The organism is Paenibacillus diazotrophicus (assembly GCF_042610465.1).
Map to the genome: position 1 here is coordinate 1,445,829 of NZ_JBGJZN010000001.1, position 22,133 is coordinate 1,467,961.

Genomic DNA, 22,133 nt, shown 5'->3' on the forward strand with positions numbered 1-22,133 from the left:
GTGATATATTTAACACATAGAGAACAAGTTCATTTTTTCACAAACTTTCATCCCGAATAGGAGAGATTAAAATGAAAACTTTCGAAACGGATTATGTAACCAGAAACCTTCTGCAACTGTGCTACAACTGTGATGATGCTCACCTTTGTGAAACCGAAGAACAATGCAGAGCTTGCTGGGCAGACAGCGGAATGCTTCCTGAAGAAACAGATGAAACTAAGCAATTATTGGATCTCGTACACGCGTAATCGAGGCTGCCGGATCAACGTTAATGAAGACCACTTTTAAGCTCTGGGAAGATAGAGCGGAGTGGTCTTTTTGACATATTTGTAACTACAGATCACACGAAATAATGTTTTTGTAATGCTTTATGGAATAGCTGGGGCATATACATGTACAGAAGCGCCTGCATCCGAGCAAGAGCAGGACAACATGGGGAATAAGGGGGATTAAGTCATGGGAATGGGCCCGGATCCATCTTGGATGTTTGATCTTACGGGGACGGTAATACCGATCTTTCTTGCTGTAGTGATTGGCATTGTCGCTGTTTCTGCAGGCAGGGGGCTGTTTGTGTGGAGCCGCAACAACAGCTCGCCCCTATTGACCATCCCCGCCCGTATCGTCAGCAAACGCAGTGAAGTCCGGCAGCAGCAGCTACAGGATGACACCAATAACAGCCGCACGAGTACTATCTACTATTTAACCTATGAGCTGGAGAATGGAGCGCGGATGGAATTCAAAGTAGACGGCAACGAATATGGTATGAGTGCGGAGGGTGACAGGGGAATTCTGACTTATCAAGGTACAAGGTACCAAGGATTTCAGCGGCAGCCCCGATACTCCACAGCGGAATAGAGCATTGTACTCAACATATTGGCGCAGAGCAGAACTTCCCCTTGTTTCCGATTTGAGGAACAAGGGGATATTTGTATTATGAGAAATCTGATTACATAGGGGAGTGGATTGAATATGAAATATCTTAACAGAACAGTCATAGTAACCGGTGCAGGTCATGGGATTGGAAAAGCTATCGCCAAGGCCTATGCAGCCGAAGGTGCAAATGTAGTGATTGCTGAGCTGGATGATTACACTGGGCGTAAGGTAGAGAAGGAGATTCGTCAAGCAGGCGATTCAGCCGTATTTTTCGCCTGCGATGTCAGCAAGGAAGAACAAATCATCGCAATGACAGCTTTTACTGTCCAATCCTACGGAACAGTGGATATATTGATCAATAATGCAGGTATTGCGAACCCGCATACACAGCCATTATACGAATTATCTGCAGAGAACTGGGATCTGGTGATGAACACCAATGCCCGCAGTGTATTTATCGCTTCCCGTGAAGCTGCGAAGATCATGAGGATGAATCCTGAAGGAGGGGCGATAGTCAATCTTTCTTCGACGCGGGCACTGATGTCCGAGCCCAATACTGAAGCATATACAGCTTCAAAAGGTGCTATCTCTGCGCTGACGCATGCTATGGCGATCACACTTGGAGGAGATGGAATCACGGTTAACTGCATCTGTCCGGGCTGGATTGAAACAGGCGATTACGAAGAGCTGAGAGAAATTGATCATCTTCAGCATCCATCCGGAAGAGTAGGCCGGCCAGAGGATATCGCCAGGGCCTGCCTGTATCTGACTTCAGCCGATAATCATTTTGTCACAGGCGCTCAGCTGGTGATTGACGGTGGCATGACACGAAAAATGATCTACGAGCCATAATTAGAATATTCAGAAAAATGGACGGGCGGTAATCGGTGCTAACTGTCACCTCTTGGGCGAATGCACATACAATACAGCGAGCAGTTGAGAAAGTGTAGGCTAAGGAGGAGAAAGTGTGGCCGTAATTAAAGCAAACTCGGAGGATGTAAAAGTGCTTGCACGGTTGATGCGGGCAGAAGCCGAGGGGGATGGCGAGTCGGGCATGCTGATGGTTGGCAATGTAGGTGTCAACCGGATACTGGGTAACTGTCTTGATTTCAAAAACATCCGCAATGTTAACGACATGGTCTTCCAAAGCCCTGGCGGCTTCGAAGCACCACAGAAGGGATATTTTTACCAGCGTGCCAGGGAATCCGATATCCGCCTCGCCAAACGTGCCATCGCAGGAGAACGAACCAGGCCGGCGTCAAATGCGCTCTGGTTCTTCCGACCCGTAGGTGACTGTCCTGCGACCTGGTACAATCAGCAGAATACCGGTCGTTACAAAGCACATTGCTTCTTCACCCCCACCAGTGAGGATTGTCCTGCAGTATATTAGAGCGTTCGGGTTCAGCGGATGCGGAGCCAACCGGAAGTCCGGTGCTTCGCTTCCGCAGCTCAGAAGCAGTTCTAATTCTCTCAGAACGAGCTACAACTTACTTTAGACTGGCCGAATCAGCCTGCACACCAACAATAATTAGGAGGTTTTTTAGAGATGATCGTTCAACCTTACCGCCCTGTGACGTATACCATTGGCAGCAACCCTTCAGGTGCAATGAGCAACATGGACAATATGAACAATGTCAGCAATATGAACAACATGAACAACATGAATCATATGAACGTCATGCACAGCATGAGCCCAATGGGAATGGGGAATATGGGAGCTATGGGCACAATGGGCAGTATGGGTACTATGGGAACCATGGGAAGCATGGGTTCAATGGGTACCATGAGTGGAACACCTCCACAAGTTACAAGCGGCAGCCCAATGACTCCAGGCGGCGGCGTAGTATCTACTACTGCTCCAGTATTCGAGCAATCATACATCGAAAACATTTTCCGGCTGAATCTCGGTAAAGTCGGCACCTTTTACTTCACATACGAGAATAACAAGGATTGGAACGCCAAGATATATACAGGGGTTCTGGAGGCTGCAGGCCGTGATCACATCATTATCAGCGACAAGACCACCGGTCAACGCACTGTGCTCCTGATGGTGAATTTCGATTATGCGACCTTCGAAGAACCTCTTGTTTATCAGTATCCTGGCACAATCGGCAATCCGCCGACCACACGCAATTGTCGTTAAGGGAACGTTACGCAGAGCCATAATTAACATGGAAACGGCAAAGCCTTTACGAGGGCGGTGCCGTTTCTTGATATTTTGAGAGTAGTGCTGCATTGACCAAACAGGGAAATAAAAGTAGAAATAGAAGCTGGCGGTACTAAGGTTGACGGAAAGATATTTAGGATTTAACCTAAGATTGAATAAGTATATATTCTTTCAGGGTTTACTATTATTAATACAGAATTATCAAAGATCATATTTTTACACTTGTTCACACCTGTTTTTATACGCAAAGTAATATTATAATAATGTGTATATTTATATTCGTGATTCCAGTCAGGAGATGAACGCATTGGGAAATTGATTGAGAAAGGAATTGTTGCTGTAGCAGCAGACATTTTGAACAAACGAAGGAGGTGGGCCTATCCGCCTGAATCGTGGAGACGGTGGATAGGAGTATAAATTGAGCGACCCTTTACCCGGTATATTACATGTAGGTCTTATTATTTTGTTGGTGCTGTTTAATGGCTTTTTTGTTTCGGTTGAATATGCGATGGTGAAAGTACGAAGCGGACGCATTGATTCCCTGATGGAGGAAGGCAGCAAACAAGCAGTGGCAGCAAGTAATATCGTACACAATCTGGATGGTTATCTGTCCGCCTGTCAGCTCGGCATCACTCTTGCTTCTCTGGCACTTGGTTGGCTGGGTGAACCGGCAATCGCCATGATTGTGGGACCCCTTGTAACAAGCCTTGGATTTGGCGAAACTTCAGTATATGTGATTTCGCTGATTATTGCTTTTATGTTCATCACAGTTCTGCATATTGTGCTCGGTGAACTTGCTCCCAAGACAATTGCAGTGAACAAAGCTGAAGCGGTACTTCTGCTAACTGCTGGTGCAATGAATGTTTTCTTCCGGATCATGTATCCTTTTATCTGGATCGTCAAAGGTCTGGCCAGCAGTCTGCTGCGGATATTCCGCTTATCGCCTGCGTCAGAGCTGGCAACAGCGCATACGGAGGAAGAAATCCGCATCATTATGCAGGAGAGCAACAAGAGCGGACTAATCGATAATACGGAAATGACCCTGGTGGATAACATCTTTGAGTTTGCTGATACGATGGCACGCGAAATCATGATTCCGCGCACGGAAATGATCTGTCTGAACAATAATCTGACGGTTGAAGAAAATATGGAAATTGCCTTTGACGGGATGCGTACACGGTATCCGGTCTGCGACGGGGATAAGGATCACATCCTTGGATTTATTCACATCAAGGATCTGATCCGGGACAATGCACCCAAATACAATGAATTGATTCGTCCCATTCTTACCGTACCGGAATCGATTCAGATTAGTGCACTTCTCAAAGTCATGCAGCGTGCGAAGACGCAAATCGCGATTCTGATTGATGAATACGGCGGTACCTCCGGTATGGTTACACTTGAAGATATTATGGAGGAGATTGTCGGTGAAATTCAGGATGAATTCGACGAGGAGCGCCCGGGGGTAGAGAAGCTGGGAGATCATGAATTCTCCATTGACGGCTTGATGCTGATTGAGGAGATCAACGACCGGCTCGGGTTGAACATGGAAACGGATGACTATGATACGATTGGCGGCTGGTTGTATTCCAAGCTAGAAGTCAATCCGCCGCAAAAGGGGCAGACCGTTGAATTTGACAATCATCTATTTGTGGTAGAAGAAACAGACAACAAACGAATATCCCGTATCAAGGTAATGAAGATCGAGTTTCTGGCTGAAGAGGCAGGAGCTTGAGGATAACCTAACTCTTGTTCCAAGGCATGGCGTGAAGCAAACGCTGTGTCTTTTTTTATACATAAAATCCCATAAAGCATAGAGATTTTTGTCGATTCGAGTCGTTTCGCACAGGGTAAAAAGAGTGTAACTGACAGGATTACATTCTTTTTAAAATAAGAAAGGAGAGTGGCCGATGACGAATCACTCATTTTACAGCGAGCTGCTGGCCCTCTTTTCTATTGTAATAGCATGGCTATCCAGCTTCATAGCAGTGGAGCTTACTGAAAGAATGGTACGTAAAAAAAGAAGTGTGTTCTATGTCCTATTGAGCGCCAGCAGTCTTGGAATTGGGGTATGGAGTATGCACTATATTAGCATGAGTGCAGTTAAGCCCGGGAACAGCATGTCTTATGATCTGCTTCTGCTGTTATTTTCACTGGCCGTGCCTATAGCGGCGTCTTTTGTGCTTCTAATGATATTCAATAATCCCCGTACGCGCAGGAGCAAGTCAAATCTCGCCTTGGGCGGCTGTTTATTCAGCAGCGGTATCCTGATCATGCATTACAGCGGGATGATGGCTATGCAATATTCAGCGGCTTTTGAACAGAGCATGTTATCAATATTCGGTTCTTTAATACTCTCGCTTGCCATTCCTGTGGTTGCAGCCTCCTATAACTTCAGGTGGATAGAGCAGCGGTATAATATGTTTTCTGCAGCCAAAACCAAGCTTATTCTGCTCCTCACTGCAGTAATGTCGGGAACGAATTATATAGCTATGGCTGGAGCTTCTTATGTCAACACAGAACCCTCTATGTACACTGGCAGAACTCCCCTTCTGAATGATTCGATGCTGGGAATGATCCTAGCCGGTACGTTTCTGCTGGTTGTCATTGTTGTGCTAATTCTTATGTATAAAGATAGGAAACAGGTGATATTTACTTCACAGTTTAATGAGCAGCGCTACTCTGCCTTATTTGAGTTCAGCCCAGATATGGTGATATGCATCGACCCATTAGGCAAAAAGGTGATCAGTGCTAATCCTTCGTTAAGGCGGACAACGGGTTACGGCCAAGAGGAGTTGAGCGACTATAAGAATGTGTTATTCAGTACCCGGGATGCACAAGCGCTCAAATCAGTCATAAAGCGTGCTGCAGCCGGGCAGTCCGGGAAGCTTGAAGTAAACGTAAAAACTAAAAACGGAAGCAAGTTGATCTGCAGTGTTACTGTCTTTCCTTTAATGAGCGAAAAAGAGAACTTCATCTATATTATTGCAGAAGACATCACAGCGCTAGCTGAACAACAGAAAGAGCTTCTAATCGCCAAAAATGCCGCTGAAAGCGCTGCGCGGATGAAAACTGAATTCCTGGCTACGATGAGTCATGAAATCCGTACACCCCTTAACGGCATTATTGGCATTAACCAGCTGCTCGCCGAGGAAATTACAGTTCCTGAGCAACTGGACTTATTAAAACTTCAATATACGAGTAGTCATGCCCTGTTGAATGTGATGAACGATGTTCTGGATATATCCCGCCTGGAAGCAGAAAACATACTGCTGGTAAAAACGGATTTCAATCTTCCTGTATTGATGCGGGAGTGTGTGAACCTTTTCAAGGTTGCTGCCACCCAAAAAGAATTGGCAATGTCACTTCAGCTGGACCCCGCCGTTCCGGAATTGTTCATAGGCGACAGCGCGCGCATCCGGCAGATTTTGGTTAATCTAATCGGCAATGCAGTCAAGTTTACTCATCATGGGGGGATAACAGTATCCGTAGCTCCATACAGCGCTCTGGGTGCGTCTATGGTTCTTGAATTCACGGTGAAGGATACAGGGATTGGGATCACGCCGGATAAGTATAAAATGTTGTTTCAGCCATTCTCCCAGGCAGATGCTTCCCATACCCGCAAATATCCCGGCACAGGTCTCGGGCTGGCGATCTGCAAGAAACTCGTAGAACTTATGGAGGGAAGCATTTGGTCGGAAAATGCCACAGGCGGGGGGAGTGTTTTTAGCTTCAGAATCCCTCTGCAGCGGATGGAACCTATTCCTCAACAGGAGGTTTGCCAATAAGAGAGTTTTAATTATATAATTTTAAAGGAAATACCTTCATCACAACAGTCCCGACGGGACAGAAAGGAACTCTCATTTGAACAAATCAAATAAAAACAATGTCATGCTTCCCCAATTAAGCAAAGCGGAGAAACGCAGGGCACAACAGGAACAGGACAAGCAGAAAACGAGAATCCTGATTATTAGCACAGTGGCCATTGTAGTGATTATTTTCACCGTGCTTATTCTTTTGGCATCGAAGGACTCTTCTTCCAATGCAGGTTCAGGCGAAGCGGTTCAATTCAATTACAGTGAGCTTCCAAGACTGGGCAAAGCGGATGCACCGGTTAAAATCGTCGAATTCGGTGATTTCAAATGCCCGGCGTGTGCCAATTTTGCAGGTGTCATCAAGCCACAGCTGGCCCAGGAATATGTGAATCAGAATAAAGCAGCTATTTACTTCGTAAATATGGCCTTTATCGGTCCGGATTCTGAAACGGCCTCTCTGGCAGCCCTCTCGGTATACCATCAGAATAGTGATGCTTTCTGGAAGTATTACGATGCAATTTATGCGAATCAAGGGGATGAAAATGCTGAATGGGCTACACAGGATTTTCTGGTGAATCTGGCAGAGAAGGAAAAGCTGCCCATTGATTTAGATCTGTTGCGCAAGGATATCAAGGAACGGACCTATGAAAGTGAACTGCAAAAGGATATTACTCTTGCCAAGGATACCGGAGTCACCTCCACACCTACTGTATTTATTAATGGATACAAAGTAGAGGAGCCATTCAATATGGAAGCCATAGATGCACAGATGAAGTCTGCTTCCGAAGCAGTGAGCGCCGAGTGATGAAGTTCTCTACGTTCTGCAGGCGCCACTGTCTCTATCTGGCCTGGTTCGTGTCCGTTATTGCGGTAGCGGGAAGCTTGTATCTTAGCGAGGTCCTAAAGTACGAGCCATGTAAGCTGTGCTGGTTCCAGCGTATATTTATGTACCCGCAGCTCATCCTGCTGGGCATTGCCACATACCGGAATGACAAAAAGATAATTCCTTATGTGCTTCCTTTAAGTCTAATTGGGGGTAGCATAAGTGTTTATCATTATGCCGAGCAGAAGATTCCTGCACTCAGCAAGGTGCTCCCATGTACGATTGGCGTACCCTGTAATAAAGATTATCTTAATTTTTTCGGGTTCATTACGATCCCTTTGCTTGCCCTGATCGCATTTGCTCTAATCACGATTTTGCTCTGGACCGGGCGTAAAGAGGACACCGTAGACTAGACAGAGCCACAGCAGAATATAGAGGGCAATCATTCCTGAAATTTCTGACACAAATATAGATAAAAATCATGAAAAAACCCGGTATGAAGGGATATTCGCAGAGAATGAAAGATCGCTATATCCCTCATCTTTGTTTTGCGTAAATTGGATGTTTTTTCATTCTTTTTTCATTTTTTTCACCGCTTTACGGAAGAGGCATTGTAGACTATCATTAGACCTTGTGAGAAGTTGAATATGCGCTGAATTTTCTGTAAGGAAAAACGGGGGAACCAACATTGGCCAAGCGCCAAAGGGGTGAATCGGGAACGGTCCGCAAGGGCTATAACCGTAGGGCTACCACAGCCCGAATCCGCCAGCTAACCTCGTAAGCAACGGTGGGATAATGACGATGCGTAAGCATGCGGATCATTTCCGTATGCTTATTTTTGTGCCTGCATTTATGAAATCCACCAATGAAAACAGCGCACGGTATTACCGTTTCAACGTAAGCAAAGAGAGGAACTGTTACTACAATGGTAAGCAAGGTAAAACGACTATTGATCGGGCGTCCGATGAAGTCGAACGAACTCGATCATGAAAAGTTATCCAAGGTGAAAGCACTGGCTGTCCTGTCTTCTGATGCGCTCTCGTCTGTAGCCTACGGAACGGAACAAATCCTGATTGTGCTGGTAGCCGCAGGCTTCACAGCTATCTGGTACTCATTGCCAATTGCATTAGCCGTATTGGGCTTGCTGGCTATTTTGATTTTATCCTATCGCCAGACTATTTTTGCTTATCCGCAAGGCGGAGGCGCGTATATCGTTGCCAAGAGCAACCTCGGGGTTCCTACTGGACTCTTAGCAGGCGGATCGCTTCTGGTCGACTATATTTTGACCGTTGCGGTTAGTGCGTCGGCAGGGACGGATGCGATCACATCCGCTTTTCCTAATCTTCATAATCATAGTGTTCTAATCGCCGTAACCGTTATTCTGCTCTTGACCCTTGTCAACCTACGAGGCGTTACGGAATCTGCATCGTTCATTGCTATTCCTGTGTATCTGTTCGTAGTATCGATCTTCGTGTTGATCATTGCGGGAATATTCAAATATGCAACCGGCGGAGCCCATGCCAATGTTCCAGAAATCGGGGCTGCTGTATCGAATGTCAGTTTGTTTTTACTGCTTAAAGCCTTCAGCTCCGGCTGTTCGGCCCTTACAGGAGTAGAGGCGGTATCGAACGCAATTCCAAACTTCAAGGCACCTGCTGAGAGAAATGCGGCCAAAACCTTGATGATGATGGGAATTATCCTTGGAAGTATGTTTACAGGAATCACGCTGCTCGCCTACTGGTACGGAATTACACCGGATACCAAAGCTACAGTTGTATCCCAAATTGCTGAATCTACTTTTGGACGCGGTGGTTTGTACTTCTTCATTCAAGGGATTACTGCTGTAATTCTCTTCCTTGCAGCCAATACGGCTTACTCAGCTTTCCCGCTGCTGGCGTTTATGTTTGCCAAAGATAAATATCTGCCCCATGCCTTTATGGTCCGAGGCGACCGTTTGGGCTTCTCTAACGGCATTATCTTCTTGGGTGTATTATCAGCCCTGCTTGTCGCTGCTTTTCATGGAAATACAGAAAGTCTGATTCCTTTGTATGCAGTGGGTGTATTCATTCCTTTTACCCTGTCCCAGCTTGGTATGATGGTGCACTGGTATAAATCCAAACCTAAAGGCTGGCAAAATAAATTTGCTGTGAATACGGTGGGGATGCTTACTACCCTGACCATTACTCTGATCTTTATCATCACGAAGTTCTCGAGTGTATGGATGGCCTTTATCTTCCTGCCGGTTGTAATGTTCGTGTTCCACCGGATTCACCGCCATTATCTCAATACAGCAGATCAGCTGCGTATTTGTCCGGAAACGGATAAACCTTGTATCAAAGGAAGCACCGTAGTTGTTCCTGTCGCAGGTGTAACCCGTGCAGTTCTGCATTCCATCAGCTATGCCAAGTCCTTAACGGATAATGTGGTAGCCGTGTATGTTGGATTTGATGAAGAAGAAATTAACAAAATGGAACAGAAGTGGGAGGAATGGAATCCGGGAGTGCGCTTAATTGTACTACGTTCCCGGTATCGCAGCATTCTTCGTCCGCTTGTCAAGTTCATTGATACAGTGGAGTGGAAGACCGCTTCTACCGACCATATCACGGTACTCATTCCGCAGTTTATTACGAAGCATTGGTGGCAGGCGATCCTGCATAACCAGACCAGCTTGTTCATCCGCTCTTATCTGATGAATCAAAAAGATATCATCGTAGCGACAGTGCCTTATCATTTGCATAAATAAATAGATGTATTACATTAACAGGGCTGTTTCCGGATACTTCGGGAGCGGCTCTTTTGTATTGGCTATGTTAAACCTTATTGTTGATATTTGATTATTACGAACAAACGTTCTATAATAAAGGTAATATCATTTTTCGGAGATGATTTACCTATGGATTTAAAGGAACTGAAGAAGCTTGCCGATACTTTGGACGATAGCAGCAAGCGGGAGCTTATCTATTTCTTGCAGTCCCAAACCAAGGGCATGTTGGCTCCTGTAAGAGCAATTGATGAGATACAAGAGCAGAAGCACAAAGATGGGCTTGTTTGCCCGCATTGCAAAAGCCATTCCGTTGTTCGGTTCGGCAAGTACCTAGTAAAAACACGTGCTGGAGAGGTCAAACGTCAGCGTTACCGTTGTAAGTCCTGTCGCCAAACGTTCAATGACCTTACGAACACCCCTTTGCAACGAACGAGGCGACCTCATATGTGGGTTCGTTTTATTGAATGCATGATTGAGGGCTTTTCTCTTAGAAAATGTGCAAAGCAGTTAACCGATGAAGTCACACATGTCACCTTGTTTTACTGGCGACATAAGATTCTCGCCGCTCTTAAGCAAATACCAACTGAAGCGTTCCAAGGTATCGTCGAAATGGACGAAACCTATTTTCTATTCTCTGAAAAAGGCAAGCAGAATATCGTTGGACGTAAGCCTCGAAAACGTGGCGGCAAATCCAAATATCGTGGCATAAGCAACGACCAGGTTTGTGTCCTTGTAGCCCGTGACCGTCAAAAGATGACCTACTCTGGCGTTCTTGGACGTGGGCGTATTAAGACAACGAAGTTGGATGAAGCGATTGGCGAACATCTATCCGACTCAAATGTTCTTTGTACCGATTCGTGGAGAGCGTTCAGTTCGTACGCAAATACTAAAGGCTTAGCTCATTACCGTTTCAAGTCCGATGGTAAACAGCGTGTGAAGGGCGTGTACCATATCCAAAACGTAAATAGCTATCACAGTCGCTTAAAGAAATGGATGGACCGATTTAATGGTGTTGCAACGAAATATTTGCATAATTATCTGGCGTGGTTTCGATATATAGACAGCAAGGAATATGAGAATACCTCATCGAATAAGAAAAATATGCTGGTCAAATCATGCCTATTTACGGTGACAGAAACGAACAACAAACTTCGACTGTCGGCTTTATCTTGCTGAATAAACTGACGATGCTTGTGAAATTTATAATAACAAAAGGTGTGTGTGAAATGATAAAAGGAATATATGAGGCACATTTACCAGTAAGAAATTTAGAAGTTTCGATAGAATTTTATAAGAAATTGGGTTTGGGTTTTGCTTGGCGAGATGATGACACTGCTTTCTTTTGGATAGAAGAGGGAAAAAGTTGGTTGGGTTTATGGCAAGGAGATGAGTATAAGACCCCTTACCATCCTTCATTACGACATATTGCTTTTCGAGTATCATATGAAGATTTGAAAAAGTCTTTAAAATGGTTAGAATCAATTCAAGTTGAAGCTGTACCATTTGGCAGAAGAACATCTATTGAGCCATTTATTCGTCCGAATCAAGGTAACGCTTCCGTTTATTTTAATGACCCAGACGGTAATAGTTTAGAATTAATATGTTATGTTCCAGTTTCAGATGACTTAAAACATATTACTGATAAGTTGTCTTTTGAGGAATGGGAAAAACTTATGGATAGTCATGTAAAATAAAATTGAACCACCTTCTCTAAGGAAGGTGGTTCAATTTTAACCCAAAATCAACATTGAAATTTAACATAGCCTTTGTATTAAGAAGAAAAGGTGAAAGTGAATTTTATATTAATATGGTATTATTATGCCTATCCGAAATAATAGAAGGGGAGATGCAAATGGCCATTTATTTCATAAGACATGGAATTGATGATGAAGGATTTCGTGGAGGGTGGAGTCAAAGAGGACTCGTTGTTGAGGGATATCGGCAATCGGAGAAGCTGGGGCTTTACCTTAAGGAAAACCAATCGTCCTTTAATATACATCGTATCCTAAGCAGCGATTTGCAACGGGCATTAGATACAGCAAATGAGATCTCCAGAGCACTAGGATTTCGAGTTGAAAGCAGCGAAGATTGGAGAGAAACGAACAATGGGGTTATTGCAGGCATGCCCAATGAAATTGTGGATGAACGATACCCTAATCTGTACTTCTCGGGTTTACGGATGGATGAACGTTATCCTGGCGGAGAAAGTCCCATTGAATTTTTTACACGTATAAAAGAAACATTTACCCTACTATGTGAAGAACAAGTGCGAAACCATCCTGTTGAAAATGTAATCGTTGTTACGCATGGTGGAGTCATTAATATAATCTATCATATTTTGAGAGGATTGGAATGGACTAACAAGACCCGAAAAGCATTTTCGGCTTCTTACACAAGTATACATAAAATAGAGTATTGTGAAGGAGAGTGGAGAATTTCACTGGAAAACCTTACACAGCATCTGTGAAGATAAACAGTTGCGTGTAAAAACTAAATATTTATGTTGACATAGATAATGAGAATCAATATCATTTAATGGAGTGAGACGTAACAGACAATTCTTTGACCAGATCGGATATTACATATAGGATTCTATTGATGTATAGGAGTGAAGAGGATGCCGGAACGTTTGAACACAGAGCAGTTAAGTATTGGATATGCGGAGGCATTGATTGTCAAAGGACTGAACCTGTCTCTTCCAACAGGGAAAATCACAGCCCTGGTAGGGGCGAACGGTTCCGGGAAATCTACCATTCTCAAGACAATGGCGCGTATCATGAAGCCTAAGAGCGGCAGTGTGATGCTGGACGGTAAGTCGATCCATAATCTGTCGACCAAAGAAGTAGCCCGGCAGCTGGCGATCCTGCCGCAGAACCCCACTGCACCGGATGGACTTACTGTATCAGAACTGGTAAGTTATGGCCGCTATCCGCATCAAAAGGGCTTTGGTACGCTTACTCCGGAAGATCATAGTATTATTGCAAATGCGATCTCAGTGACGGGTATGGAAGAGTTCCACGACCGTCCCATTGACCGTCTATCCGGAGGGCAACGTCAGCGGGCCTGGATTGCGATGGCACTGGCCCAGCAGACGGATATTCTGTTTCTGGATGAACCGACAACTTTTCTGGATATGGCACACCAGCTGGAGGTTCTCCATCTGCTGCAGAAGCTGAATCAGGAAAAAGGCCGTACCATTATTATGGTAGTGCATGATTTGAATCATGCTTCCCGTTATGCTCAGCATATGGTAGCGATCAAATCCGGACATGTGATCAGTGAAGGCCCTCCGGCTGAAGTAATGACACCTGATGTGCTGCGGGAAGTATTTGGTATTGAAGCGGATATTGTACGTGATCCGCGGACCGGTGTGCCTCTCTGTCTGCCTTATGAACTGGCGGCATTCAGTGCAGTTGGGGTGTAATAGGTTATAAATGTGAAATGTGACTCATAATGATAATATATGCAGTTGGCAACAGGCTCCCGTCATTGACAAGGGAGCCTGTTCGTTGTTAAAGTTGTGGTTGCCCTAGTTAACGATTATACAGTGAATCAAGGAATATTATTTTTATGGAGTCGAAGGAGCACTGAACATGAATATCAGCAAAATATATGAGGATCTGCAGCAGCTGGTTCCGACTGGAGTGGTCAAGCGCGGGGAGGCGCTGCAAGGTTATGTATTTACGCGTATCGGCGGGCAGGCCGACATTCTTACGATACCTGCGACATATGAGGAACTTCAGTCCATTGTTACATATGCCCGTGTAAACGACATTCCATTGACCGTTCTGGGGAACGGCTCGAATGTCATTATCCGTGACGGAGGGATTCGCGGGATTGTCCTGCAGACTGCAGACTTAACCGATATGGGAATAAGGGATAATTTGCTTTACGCCCAGTGTGGTGCAAAGATTATCGATGTTTCCCGATTTGCTTTGGAGAAAAGTCTTGCAGGACTTGAGTTCGCCTGCGGAATTCCGGGAACTGTAGGTGGAGCGCTGTATATGAATGCTGGCGCATACGGCGGAGAGGTCAAAGATGTGCTGCATAGTGCACTTGCTATCAGTAAAGCAGGGCGGCTAGTGACTCTTCAAGGGGATGAGCTGGAATGGGGATACCGTAAAAGTGTCTTCGCCAGTGGCGAATTCATTGTATTGGAGGCCCGGTTTGCTTTGCAACCAGGTGATCCTGCGAATATCAAAGCGGTCATGGACGATTTGACCTGCCAACGCGAATCCAAGCAGCCATTGGAGTATCCCTCCTGCGGAAGCGTCTTTAAGCGTCCCCCCGGGAGATTTGCCGGGCAGTTGATTCAGGAGAGCGGGCTTCAGGGAACAAGAATCGGCGGAGCTGAAGTTTCACTTAAGCATGCGGGATTCATTGTTAATACCAATCAAGCAACGGCCAAGGATTATATAGGGTTGATTCACCATGTTCAGTCTACAGTCAAGGATAAGTTCGGAGTAGAGTTAGAGACAGAGGTAGAGATTATCGGAGAAGAATAATTAACATATCACAGGACGCAGTCAATTGGATGCGTCCTGTTTTGTTATTTTATAGTGGGCAGTATTCAGCTTTTGGAGATGGAATATTTGGCTCTGTCCGTCCGAAGTTCAACCCGCTCGTCATTAACTTCATCCAGTTGAAGCCCGCTGACAGCAATCTCGTAATTCAACTGGGGCAGGGGGACAAGCTCGCCGTCCCGGTTAATAGTGTTGCCAGTGCCTCGCAGAATCAGAGCACTATCCAGATATTCATCAATGACATCTTCGGCATCCCGATAATCCACGGTTTCCAGATTGAAGTGGACGGTGTCCAGATCCTTCATCTCTTGCTTGTCAATAACCAGAGTTTCGCCCCCTTGGGCGGTCAGCCAATCCATTAATTTCTGTACACTTTGATCCATCAGTTGATCCCATCCTTATCAAGGAGATTATAGAAGTTAAGTTACCCTTTTCTTCGAAATTGAATCCATGCTTCTGTGAATGCATTAGACAGGTGAAGGTGAAAGATGAATTAAGTGAATTAAAGATTAATGAAGTTAACAAAAACTCATTCAGACCTGCAGCTGATTGTAATTTCCTTTTCGAGTGTAAACTACTATCAGGCACTTCTATTTTATACTTAAACTACATTGGCCAAGGAAGGTGAACCTATTGTGGAGTGCACTGTTATGGGGAGCTATTTCCGGCTCTGCGGTCCTGCTTGGAGCATTGCTGGCTTTATATCTGCCGATTCCGAAAAAGCTGATTGGATTCATTATGGCATTTGGTACTGGGGTACTCATTGGTGCAGCGGCGTATGAGCTTCTGGATGATTCCGCCGCTGAAGGTGGACTGAATCCTACCATTATCGGATTCTTGGCCGGTGCAGTTGTGTTCACACTGTTTGACTGGTATATCTCGCGCAAGGGCGGCGCGGGCCGCAAACGTTCCGGCAGAGACAGCAGCAGTAAGAAGGTGCAGGGCAGCGGAATGGCTATTTTTGCAGGAACTGTGCTAGATGCTATTCCAGAATCAATAATGATTGGTGCCAGTCTAATCTCCGGCCAAGGGGTAAGCATGCTGCTGGTAGCTGCCATCTTCATCAGTAATATTCCTGAAGGGCTGTCCAGTACTTCAGGACTTAAGCAGGACAACTACAGCAAAGGGAAGATCGTCTTGCTGTGGCTCAGCGTCTTATTGATGTCTTCAGTGGCATCGGGTGCGGGATATCTGTTCATGGATCATGCCAGCGGTTCTACGACCGCGCTGATAGCCTCTTTTGCCGGAGGAGGAATTATCTCTATGGTGTCCTCCAGTATGATGCCGGAAGCATATGAGGAAGGCGGGCCGCTGACCGGACTTGTTGCCGCAATGGGCATGCTCTGTTCTCTGATTTTGGATAATCTGTGAGGGTTGTCAACCGACCGCCATACATGGTATAGTTCAATTCGCTAGTATTATCATAAAGAAGAATTCTGGGCCTTGAGCCACAGGAGAGGTTCGCGAACTCCCTCTATAAAAAACTAAGCCGTTTTGGCATAACTTATCCCGTATCAAGGGTTCAGGAAAAGTGTAGGCAGCCGCCTGTGCTTCTTTTGCTGTTATGCTGTGCGCAAAAAAGACAGCGCCTGTCAGTCAGTATGCATATCCGTCAGATTAGACTGGAGGCGTATCTTCTTAGTAGAGCCAAGTTTTCGAAACTCGTTCTTCTTTCCAGTTCCGGATAACACCGGAGGAAAAGAGAGGGGTTTTTTGTCATGTCAGAAGGCAGAGTAAAAGAGGAAATGCAGGAGGTCACCCTGCTGGGCAATCAAGGTACAACTTATAAATTCGGCTATGATCCGGACATTCTGGAGGTATTTGATAACAAACACCCCGGCCGCGATTATTTTGTCAAATTCAATTGTCCGGAGTTTACAAGCCTGTGTCCCGTGACCGGTCAGCCGGATTTCGGCGCCATGTACATCTCATACATTCCGGAGCAAAAAATGGTCGAGTCCAAGTCACTGAAGCTCTATCTGTTCAGCTTCCGTAATCATGGTGATTTTCATGAAGACTGTGTAAATATTATTATGAATGATCTGATCTCCCTGATGGAGCCACGATATATTGAAGTATGGGGCAAATTCACCCCGCGCGGGGGCATTTCCATCGATCCTTACTGCAACTGGGGACGTCCAGGAACCAAATATGAAGCGATGGCCGAGCACCGGCTGATCAATCATGACCTGTATCCGGAGAAAGTGGACAACCGTTAATCCGTAGCTAGTGAGAGGAGACCATAACTGATGAACAAAAAAGCATTAGTCGTATTCAGCGGCGGCCAGGACAGCACAACCTGTCTGGTGTGGGCATTGCAGCAGTTCGAAGAGGTTCAAGTGGTGACCTTCAATTATAATCAGCGCCACGCTGCCGAGATTGAAGTCGCTAAGGAAATAGCCGGGAAATTCAATGTGAAGCAGCATATTCTTGATTTGGGCTTGCTGAATCAGCTTGCACCTAACGCACTGACCCGGGATGATATAGAAATTGCCGCCGGAGAAGGAGAGGAACTGCCAAGTACGTTCGTGGATGGGCGAAATCTTCTGTTCCTTTCTTTTGCAGCAATTCTTGCCAAACAGCTTGGGTATGCCAACATCATTACCGGGGTATGCCAGACTGACTTCAGCGGATATCCGGATTGCCGGGATGTATTCGTGAAATCACTGAACGTGACTCTTAATCTATCCATGGATTACGAGTTCGTCATTCACACACCGCTGATGTGGCTGGACAAAAAAGAAACATGGAAGCTGGCCGACGAGCTCGGTTTCTTTGAATATATCCGCGAACACACGTTGACCTGCTATAACGGAATTATTGGCAGCGGGTGCGGCACCTGTCCGGCTTGTCTGCTGCGACAGCGGGGACTCACGCAGTATGAAGCGGAACGAAACGAGGTTGTTTCCTGATGATGGGCGAGGTATCTGTATGCAAAATATTTACTTTTGACTCGGCTCATCAATTGGTGGGACATAAGGGGAAGTGCAGCAATCTGCACGGGCATACCTATAAGCTGGAGGTTGTGTTGAAAGGCAAGCCGCTTGTAGGAGAAGGCCAATCTGACGAAGGGTTTGTAATTGATTTCAGCGACATCAAGGCAACGGTAAAGGAAAGTCTGGTGGACCATCTGGATCACGCTTTTCTGGCTATGGGAAATGAGCCTGTATTGGAGACACTGGTAAGCACAGGTTCGAAGGTGGCACTACTGTCTTTCCGGACAACAGTCGAGAATATGTCGGCTTACATTGCTTATCAACTCAAGCGGGCTTCACTTCCGCTATACTCCGTCAAGCTGTGGGAGACACCAACTTCCTGGGCAGAAGTGCTGGCAGCGGATATCCCTGATGAAGGGCCGTCCTACCGCCTGTATGGGGGCTGTGATTGTGAGTAAGCTACCGGTAATTGAGATGTTTGGTCCAACGATCCAGGGTGAAGGGGCGGTCATTGGTGTCAAAACCATGTTCGTCCGCACCTATGGCTGCGACTATCGCTGCAACTGGTGTGATTCTGCTTTTACCTGGGACGGTACAGCCAAGGATAAAGTGAAGATGCTCTCGCCTGAGGAGATAATGGACGAGCTGACTTCGCTCGCCGGTAACAATTTTGATTGTGTGACCATCTCCGGGGGCAACCCTGCGCTGATCGGTGAGGGACTGGGTACCCTTATTAATCTGCTTCATGAACGCGGTATTCAGTCAGCCATCGAAACACAAGGAAGCAGATGGCAGGAATGGTTCTACGAGGTGGATGTGCTTACCATCAGCCCCAAACCGCCAAGCTCAGGAATGAAGACCGATTGGGACATGCTTGACAGTATTATGGACAAGATGAAGATACAAGGCAAGTCTGCCCATAGTCTGAAGGTTGTTGTATTTAATGATGAAGATTACCAATATGCGAAAAGCATCCACGGCCGCTATCCGGAGGTGCCACTCTACCTGCAGCCTGGTAATGAGGATGTTACGGAAGAGGGAGACATCTCGGCCCGTCTGCTGGGACGGCTGGAATGGCTGTTCAATCTGGTTATTGCCGATCCGGAGATGAATAGAGCGCGGGTGCTGCCGCAGTTGCATGCCCTGATTTGGCATAATAAACGGGGCAAATAATCCGGTTACGTATGAACCGGAATACTTAGCCGGACCTCTGCACAGTGGAGGTCCGGTATTTGTCTTGTTCGCAGCTTATAACTGCTGTCACATAAATGAAGCCTATACTTCAGCTCATCTGGTATAATCTTTTGGTAGATCAAGGTACTCCGTTAAATTTATTCGATAAGGAGAGATTATTCCAATGGCAAACGATTCGACAGCGTTAATGATTATCGACGTTCAAGAGGCTATGTTTTCTTATCCGGACATGAAGCTGCATGAGGAGGAGGGCGTGACAGCCAGAATCGTCTCCCTGCTGCATAAAGCCCGTTCGGCTGGCGTTCCAGTTGTGTTTATTCAGCATACGGAAGATCAAGAATACACCAAAGGCACCCCCACATGGGAGATCAGCCGTCATGTCACCCCCCGGGAAGGAGAAATCATTGTCGAGAAGCCTACCTGGGATGCTTTTCACCGGACAAATCTGAATGACAAGCTTCAAGAACTAGGTATCACTCATCTGGTGATCTGCGGCATGCAAAGTGAGTTCTGTGTGGACACGACCTGCAGACGAGCTTACAGCCTAGGTTACAACAGTGTGTTGGTTGAGGATGCGCATAGTACTTTTGACAATGAAAGTTTACGCGGTAGCGAGATCGTGAACTATCATAATTCGCTTCTAGGCGGAAGGTTTGTAAGGCTGCGGAAGGAGCAAGAGGTGGAATTCTAATAGACACAACTGCTGCTTCATGGATAAACCGCAAGGTTCTGGGGGTATAACATAGTATGGCTTGAAGTAGTAACGGCCTGCTGGTTCATATCTCTACTACCGAAGGAGTGGTTGCATAATGAAAGCAGTAACTTACCAAGGCAAGAGAAAAGTTGAAGTCAAAGAAGTCGCTGACGCAAAGCTTGAGAAAAAAGATGATATTATTGTTCGTATAACTTCCACAGCCGTTTGCGGTTCGGATCTTCATATCTATAATGGAGAAATCCCCGGAATGCATGATGACTATATTATTGGGCATGAACCGATGGGAATTGTCGAGGACGTGGGTCCTGATGTGACCAAGGTGAAAAAGGGCGACCGTGTCATTGTACCTTTCAACGTAGCCTGTGGCCAGTGCTTTTTCTGTCAGCATGAAATGGAGAGTCAATGTGATCATGCCAATGATGCCAAAGATACAGGCGGTTTTCTGGGGTATTCTGATTCCTATGGTGGATTTGCCGGTGGTCAGGCGGAGCTCCTGCGTGTGCCTTATGGCAATTTTGGCCCATTTGTCGTGCCGGAGGATGCTGAGATGGAGGATGAAAAACTCATGTTTCTCTCGGACATTGTGCCGACAGCCTGGTGGGGTGTTGAGAACGCAGGAGTCAAGCCCGGAGATACGGTCATTGTTCTGGGTTGCGGGCCGGTTGGGCTGTTGACGCAAAAATTCGCCTGGATGAAAGGGGCTTCCCGGGTAATTGCCGTAGATCATGTGCCGTATCGTCTCCAACATGCAAAGCAGACTAATAATGTAGAGATTTTTAATTTTGAGAAAGTGAAGGATATCGAAGCCCATTTAAAGGAAATTACGCGCGGTGGAGCGGATATAGTCATTGATTGTGTCGGTCTGGATGCCAAAAAAACGGTAGTGGAAAAAGTGGAGACCACGTTAATGCTTCAAGGGGGTTCGCTCGGAGCGTTCAGGATTGCAGCAGATGTGGTACGCAAATTCGGAACGATCCAGTTGATCGGCGTGTATGGGCTTAACTATAATATGTTCCCGCTGGGACATCTGTTTGAACGCAATATCACGCTTAAGATGGGACAGGCACCGGTGATTCACTACATGCCGGCTTTATATAAAATGATAAAAGAAAATGTGTTTGATCCTACGGATATTATTACTCACCGGCTGCCGATCAGCCAAGCTGAACATGCGTATAAGATCTTCAATGACAAAGAAGAGGATTGTATCAAGGTTGTGCTTAAACCGTAGTATGAAACGTAAGCATTCAACTAATAAGCTTCATTCATACAAGCATGGACTTCTTCCCGGTAGGTGGAGTTCATGCTTTTCATTTGATTATTTATTGTGAAAAAGGCTGCATTTTTTTTCATTCTGCGATAAATTAACATAGTGAGTTTTATCTAACCTGAAAGGAAGCTATTTGTGAATTCAAAAAAGCCGCCCGTTCCTGTCCCTTTTCTGATGCTGATTGGAATTGTGGCCGTCTCATTTTCTTCTATCTTCATCAAATGGTCGGATGCCCCAGCGTCCATTCAAGGCATGTACCGGCTGCTCTTTACCTCGCTTTTGATGCTGCCTTTTGCCCGGCCATACAGCGGAGCAGCTTTTGCCTTGCGCCGTAAGGACTGGCTACTGCTGGGAGCGTCAGGCTTAATGCTTGCACTGCATTTTTTACTCTGGATGGGTTCGCTAAAGTATACTTCTGTGGCCAGTTCAACTATGATTATGGCGCTGGAACCAGTATTTATAATGCTGGGAGCTTACATACTGTATAAGGAAAGAAGCACTTCAGCCGCTATAATGGGTCTGGCCCTCGCCATATTTGGTGTGGTCTTTATCGGCTGGGGGGATATTGGTCTCTCAGCAGACAATCTCAAAGGAGATCTCCTGTCCATCGGAGGAACTGTTGCGGTTGCCGGTCATTTACTGATTGGACAGAAGCTTGTAGCCCGTATGCCGTCTTATCTTTACAGCCTGATCGTATTTATTTCGGCGGCAGCAGTATTTGGCTTATATAATCTGCTCTCTGGCATTTCATTTATTAATTATCCTCCGCGGGAGTGGGGCATATTTGTTCTGCTGGCTGTAGTTCCAACCGTCTTCGGGCATATCCTTTTCAATTGGCTACTGCAGTATACTTCAGCAACTACAGTGTCTATGAACATTCTGGGTGAACCCGTGGGAGCAAGCATATTGGCCTTCCTGCTTCTGGGGGAACAGCTGACAATGCTCCAATGGGCAGGAGGAGTACTGGTTATGGGTGGACTCGCTGTATATTTATATTCAGGGCGCAAAAAAGCGGCGAAGATCAAGGAATCCCTTCCTAGCGCATCCTAAGGG

24 protein-coding genes and 2 riboswitches are annotated in these 22,133 nt (G+C 45.9%); of the genes, 23 read left to right on the forward strand and 1 reads right to left on the reverse strand.

Annotated elements, in window-relative coordinates; genetic code table 11:
• The first annotated feature begins 71 nt into the window (after positions 1–71).
• The 15 genes from ACAN54_RS06565 to murB all read left to right on the forward strand — a co-directional run bounded on the left by ACAN54_RS06565 (position 72) and on the right by murB (position 14,947).
• Positions 72–248: a hypothetical protein gene (locus ACAN54_RS06565; protein ID WP_379152064.1), complete on the forward strand. Its 177-nt coding sequence runs from the start codon at positions 72–74 to the stop codon at positions 246–248.
• Between the two features lie 214 nt (positions 249–462).
• Positions 463–855 carry a DUF2500 domain-containing protein gene (locus ACAN54_RS06570; protein WP_379154115.1) on the forward strand — a complete coding sequence of 131 codons (393 nt, stop codon included), beginning with the start codon at positions 463–465 and terminating at the stop codon, positions 853–855.
• 114 nt (positions 856–969) lie between these two features.
• A complete protein-coding gene (locus tag ACAN54_RS06575; RefSeq protein ID WP_379152067.1) occupies positions 970–1,725 on the forward strand; it encodes an SDR family NAD(P)-dependent oxidoreductase in 756 nt (251 codons plus the stop codon).
• 115 nt (positions 1,726–1,840) lie between these two features.
• Positions 1,841–2,263, forward strand: coding sequence for a cell wall hydrolase (locus ACAN54_RS06580; protein ID WP_379152070.1), 423 nt, complete (start codon positions 1,841–1,843; stop codon positions 2,261–2,263).
• A gap of 348 nt (positions 2,264–2,611) precedes the next feature.
• Positions 2,612–3,016 carry a spore coat protein GerQ gene (gerQ, locus tag ACAN54_RS06585; protein WP_379154117.1) on the forward strand — a complete coding sequence of 135 codons (405 nt, stop codon included), beginning with the start codon at positions 2,612–2,614 and terminating at the stop codon, positions 3,014–3,016.
• A gap of 442 nt (positions 3,017–3,458) precedes the next feature.
• Positions 3,459–4,775, forward strand: a complete 1,317-nt coding sequence (locus tag ACAN54_RS06590) for a hemolysin family protein (protein WP_379152073.1) — start codon at positions 3,459–3,461, stop codon at positions 4,773–4,775.
• A 175-nt stretch (positions 4,776–4,950) separates the two neighbouring features.
• Positions 4,951–6,828 carry an ATP-binding protein gene (locus ACAN54_RS06595; RefSeq protein ID WP_379152076.1) on the forward strand — a complete coding sequence of 626 codons (1,878 nt, stop codon included), beginning with the start codon at positions 4,951–4,953 and terminating at the stop codon, positions 6,826–6,828.
• Between the two features lie 76 nt (positions 6,829–6,904).
• Positions 6,905–7,660: a DsbA family protein gene (locus tag ACAN54_RS06600; protein WP_379152079.1), complete on the forward strand. Its 756-nt coding sequence runs from the start codon at positions 6,905–6,907 to the stop codon at positions 7,658–7,660.
• On the forward strand, positions 7,660–8,091 hold the full coding sequence (locus ACAN54_RS06605; RefSeq protein ID WP_379154119.1) for a disulfide oxidoreductase: 432 nt from the start codon (positions 7,660–7,662) through the stop codon (positions 8,089–8,091). Before ACAN54_RS06600 ends, ACAN54_RS06605 begins: the two co-directional genes overlap by 1 nt.
• Before the next feature lie 227 nt (positions 8,092–8,318).
• Positions 8,319–8,477, forward strand: a riboswitch (cyclic di-AMP (ydaO/yuaA leader).
• A 126-nt stretch (positions 8,478–8,603) separates the two neighbouring features.
• Positions 8,604–10,421: an APC family permease gene (locus ACAN54_RS06610; RefSeq protein ID WP_379152082.1), complete on the forward strand. Its 1,818-nt coding sequence runs from the start codon at positions 8,604–8,606 to the stop codon at positions 10,419–10,421.
• 150 nt (positions 10,422–10,571) lie between these two features.
• Entirely contained in the window at positions 10,572–11,618 is a 1,047-nt protein-coding gene (locus ACAN54_RS06615) for an IS1595 family transposase (protein WP_379152085.1), read from the forward strand.
• A 50-nt stretch (positions 11,619–11,668) separates the two neighbouring features.
• Complete coding sequence (locus tag ACAN54_RS06620) at positions 11,669–12,136, forward strand: VOC family protein (RefSeq protein WP_379154121.1); 468 nt, start codon at positions 11,669–11,671, stop codon at positions 12,134–12,136.
• 53 nt (positions 12,137–12,189) lie between these two features.
• On the forward strand, positions 12,190–12,909 hold the full coding sequence (locus ACAN54_RS06625) for a histidine phosphatase family protein (protein ID WP_379152089.1): 720 nt from the start codon (positions 12,190–12,192) through the stop codon (positions 12,907–12,909).
• A 150-nt stretch (positions 12,910–13,059) separates the two neighbouring features.
• Positions 13,060–13,866 carry an ABC transporter ATP-binding protein gene (locus tag ACAN54_RS06630; RefSeq protein WP_379152094.1) on the forward strand — a complete coding sequence of 269 codons (807 nt, stop codon included), beginning with the start codon at positions 13,060–13,062 and terminating at the stop codon, positions 13,864–13,866.
• Positions 13,867–14,035: 169 nt separating this feature from the next.
• Positions 14,036–14,947: a UDP-N-acetylmuramate dehydrogenase gene (gene murB, locus ACAN54_RS06635; protein WP_379152097.1), complete on the forward strand. Its 912-nt coding sequence runs from the start codon at positions 14,036–14,038 to the stop codon at positions 14,945–14,947.
• Between the two features lie 65 nt (positions 14,948–15,012).
• Here the strand turns inward: murB and ymzB are convergent, their stop codons facing one another.
• On the reverse strand, positions 15,013–15,348 hold the full coding sequence (gene ymzB / locus ACAN54_RS06640; protein WP_379152100.1) for a protein YmzB: 336 nt from the start codon (positions 15,346–15,348) through the stop codon (positions 15,013–15,015).
• A 250-nt stretch (positions 15,349–15,598) separates the two neighbouring features.
• On the opposite strand from ymzB, the gene ACAN54_RS06645 reads away from it, so the two are divergent.
• From ACAN54_RS06645 to ACAN54_RS06680, 8 genes are all read left to right on the forward strand, one after another.
• Entirely contained in the window at positions 15,599–16,336 is a 738-nt protein-coding gene (locus ACAN54_RS06645) for a ZIP family metal transporter (protein WP_379152103.1), read from the forward strand.
• 79 nt (positions 16,337–16,415) lie between these two features.
• Positions 16,416–16,459, forward strand: a riboswitch (PreQ1 riboswitch).
• A 224-nt stretch (positions 16,460–16,683) separates the two neighbouring features.
• The gene (gene queF / locus ACAN54_RS06650; RefSeq protein WP_379152107.1) at positions 16,684–17,184 is read left to right on the forward strand and encodes a preQ(1) synthase; all 501 of its coding nucleotides are present in this window, start codon (positions 16,684–16,686) and stop codon (positions 17,182–17,184) included.
• Between the two features lie 30 nt (positions 17,185–17,214).
• Entirely contained in the window at positions 17,215–17,877 is a 663-nt protein-coding gene (gene queC, locus ACAN54_RS06655) for a 7-cyano-7-deazaguanine synthase QueC (RefSeq protein WP_379152110.1), read from the forward strand.
• A 2-nt stretch (positions 17,878–17,879) separates the two neighbouring features.
• Positions 17,880–18,359: a 6-pyruvoyl trahydropterin synthase family protein gene (locus ACAN54_RS06660; RefSeq protein WP_379152113.1), complete on the forward strand. Its 480-nt coding sequence runs from the start codon at positions 17,880–17,882 to the stop codon at positions 18,357–18,359.
• Positions 18,352–19,074, forward strand: a complete 723-nt coding sequence (queE, locus tag ACAN54_RS06665) for a 7-carboxy-7-deazaguanine synthase QueE (protein WP_379152116.1) — start codon at positions 18,352–18,354, stop codon at positions 19,072–19,074. Before ACAN54_RS06660 ends, queE begins: the two co-directional genes overlap by 8 nt.
• 184 nt (positions 19,075–19,258) lie before the next feature.
• The gene (locus ACAN54_RS06670) at positions 19,259–19,786 is read left to right on the forward strand and encodes a cysteine hydrolase family protein (RefSeq protein WP_379152119.1); all 528 of its coding nucleotides are present in this window, start codon (positions 19,259–19,261) and stop codon (positions 19,784–19,786) included.
• Between the two features lie 118 nt (positions 19,787–19,904).
• Complete coding sequence (locus tag ACAN54_RS06675; RefSeq protein ID WP_379152122.1) at positions 19,905–21,041, forward strand: zinc-dependent alcohol dehydrogenase; 1,137 nt, start codon at positions 19,905–19,907, stop codon at positions 21,039–21,041.
• A gap of 174 nt (positions 21,042–21,215) precedes the next feature.
• Entirely contained in the window at positions 21,216–22,130 is a 915-nt protein-coding gene (locus ACAN54_RS06680; protein ID WP_379152125.1) for a DMT family transporter, read from the forward strand.
• The last annotated feature ends 3 nt before the right edge of the window (positions 22,131–22,133 follow it).

Bases quoted from the DNA above. Each gene is read 5' to 3' on its own strand.
- ACAN54_RS06660 (WP_379152113.1), top strand. From the start codon at position 17,880: ATGGGCGAGGTATCTGTATGCAAAATATTTACTTTTGACTCGGCTCAT.
- ymzB (WP_379152100.1), bottom strand. From the start codon at position 15,348: ATGGATCAAAGTGTACAGAAATTAATGGATTGGCTGACCGCCCAAGGG.
- ACAN54_RS06565 (WP_379152064.1), top strand. From the start codon at position 72: ATGAAAACTTTCGAAACGGATTATGTAACCAGAAACCTTCTGCAACTG.
- queC (WP_379152110.1), top strand. From the start codon at position 17,215: ATGAACAAAAAAGCATTAGTCGTATTCAGCGGCGGCCAGGACAGCACA.
- ACAN54_RS06605 (WP_379154119.1), top strand. From the start codon at position 7,660: ATGAAGTTCTCTACGTTCTGCAGGCGCCACTGTCTCTATCTGGCCTGG.
- murB (WP_379152097.1), top strand. From the start codon at position 14,036: ATGAATATCAGCAAAATATATGAGGATCTGCAGCAGCTGGTTCCGACT.
- ACAN54_RS06575 (WP_379152067.1), top strand. From the start codon at position 970: ATGAAATATCTTAACAGAACAGTCATAGTAACCGGTGCAGGTCATGGG.
- ACAN54_RS06595 (WP_379152076.1), top strand. From the start codon at position 4,951: ATGACGAATCACTCATTTTACAGCGAGCTGCTGGCCCTCTTTTCTATT.
- ACAN54_RS06620 (WP_379154121.1), top strand. From the start codon at position 11,669: ATGATAAAAGGAATATATGAGGCACATTTACCAGTAAGAAATTTAGAA.
- ACAN54_RS06570 (WP_379154115.1), top strand. From the start codon at position 463: ATGGGCCCGGATCCATCTTGGATGTTTGATCTTACGGGGACGGTAATA.
- ACAN54_RS06615 (WP_379152085.1), top strand. From the start codon at position 10,572: ATGGATTTAAAGGAACTGAAGAAGCTTGCCGATACTTTGGACGATAGC.
- ACAN54_RS06670 (WP_379152119.1), top strand. From the start codon at position 19,259: ATGGCAAACGATTCGACAGCGTTAATGATTATCGACGTTCAAGAGGCT.
- gerQ (WP_379154117.1), top strand. From the start codon at position 2,612: ATGGGTACTATGGGAACCATGGGAAGCATGGGTTCAATGGGTACCATG.
- ACAN54_RS06610 (WP_379152082.1), top strand. From the start codon at position 8,604: ATGGTAAGCAAGGTAAAACGACTATTGATCGGGCGTCCGATGAAGTCG.
- ACAN54_RS06630 (WP_379152094.1), top strand. From the start codon at position 13,060: ATGCCGGAACGTTTGAACACAGAGCAGTTAAGTATTGGATATGCGGAG.
- ACAN54_RS06675 (WP_379152122.1), top strand. From the start codon at position 19,905: ATGAAAGCAGTAACTTACCAAGGCAAGAGAAAAGTTGAAGTCAAAGAA.
- queF (WP_379152107.1), top strand. From the start codon at position 16,684: ATGTCAGAAGGCAGAGTAAAAGAGGAAATGCAGGAGGTCACCCTGCTG.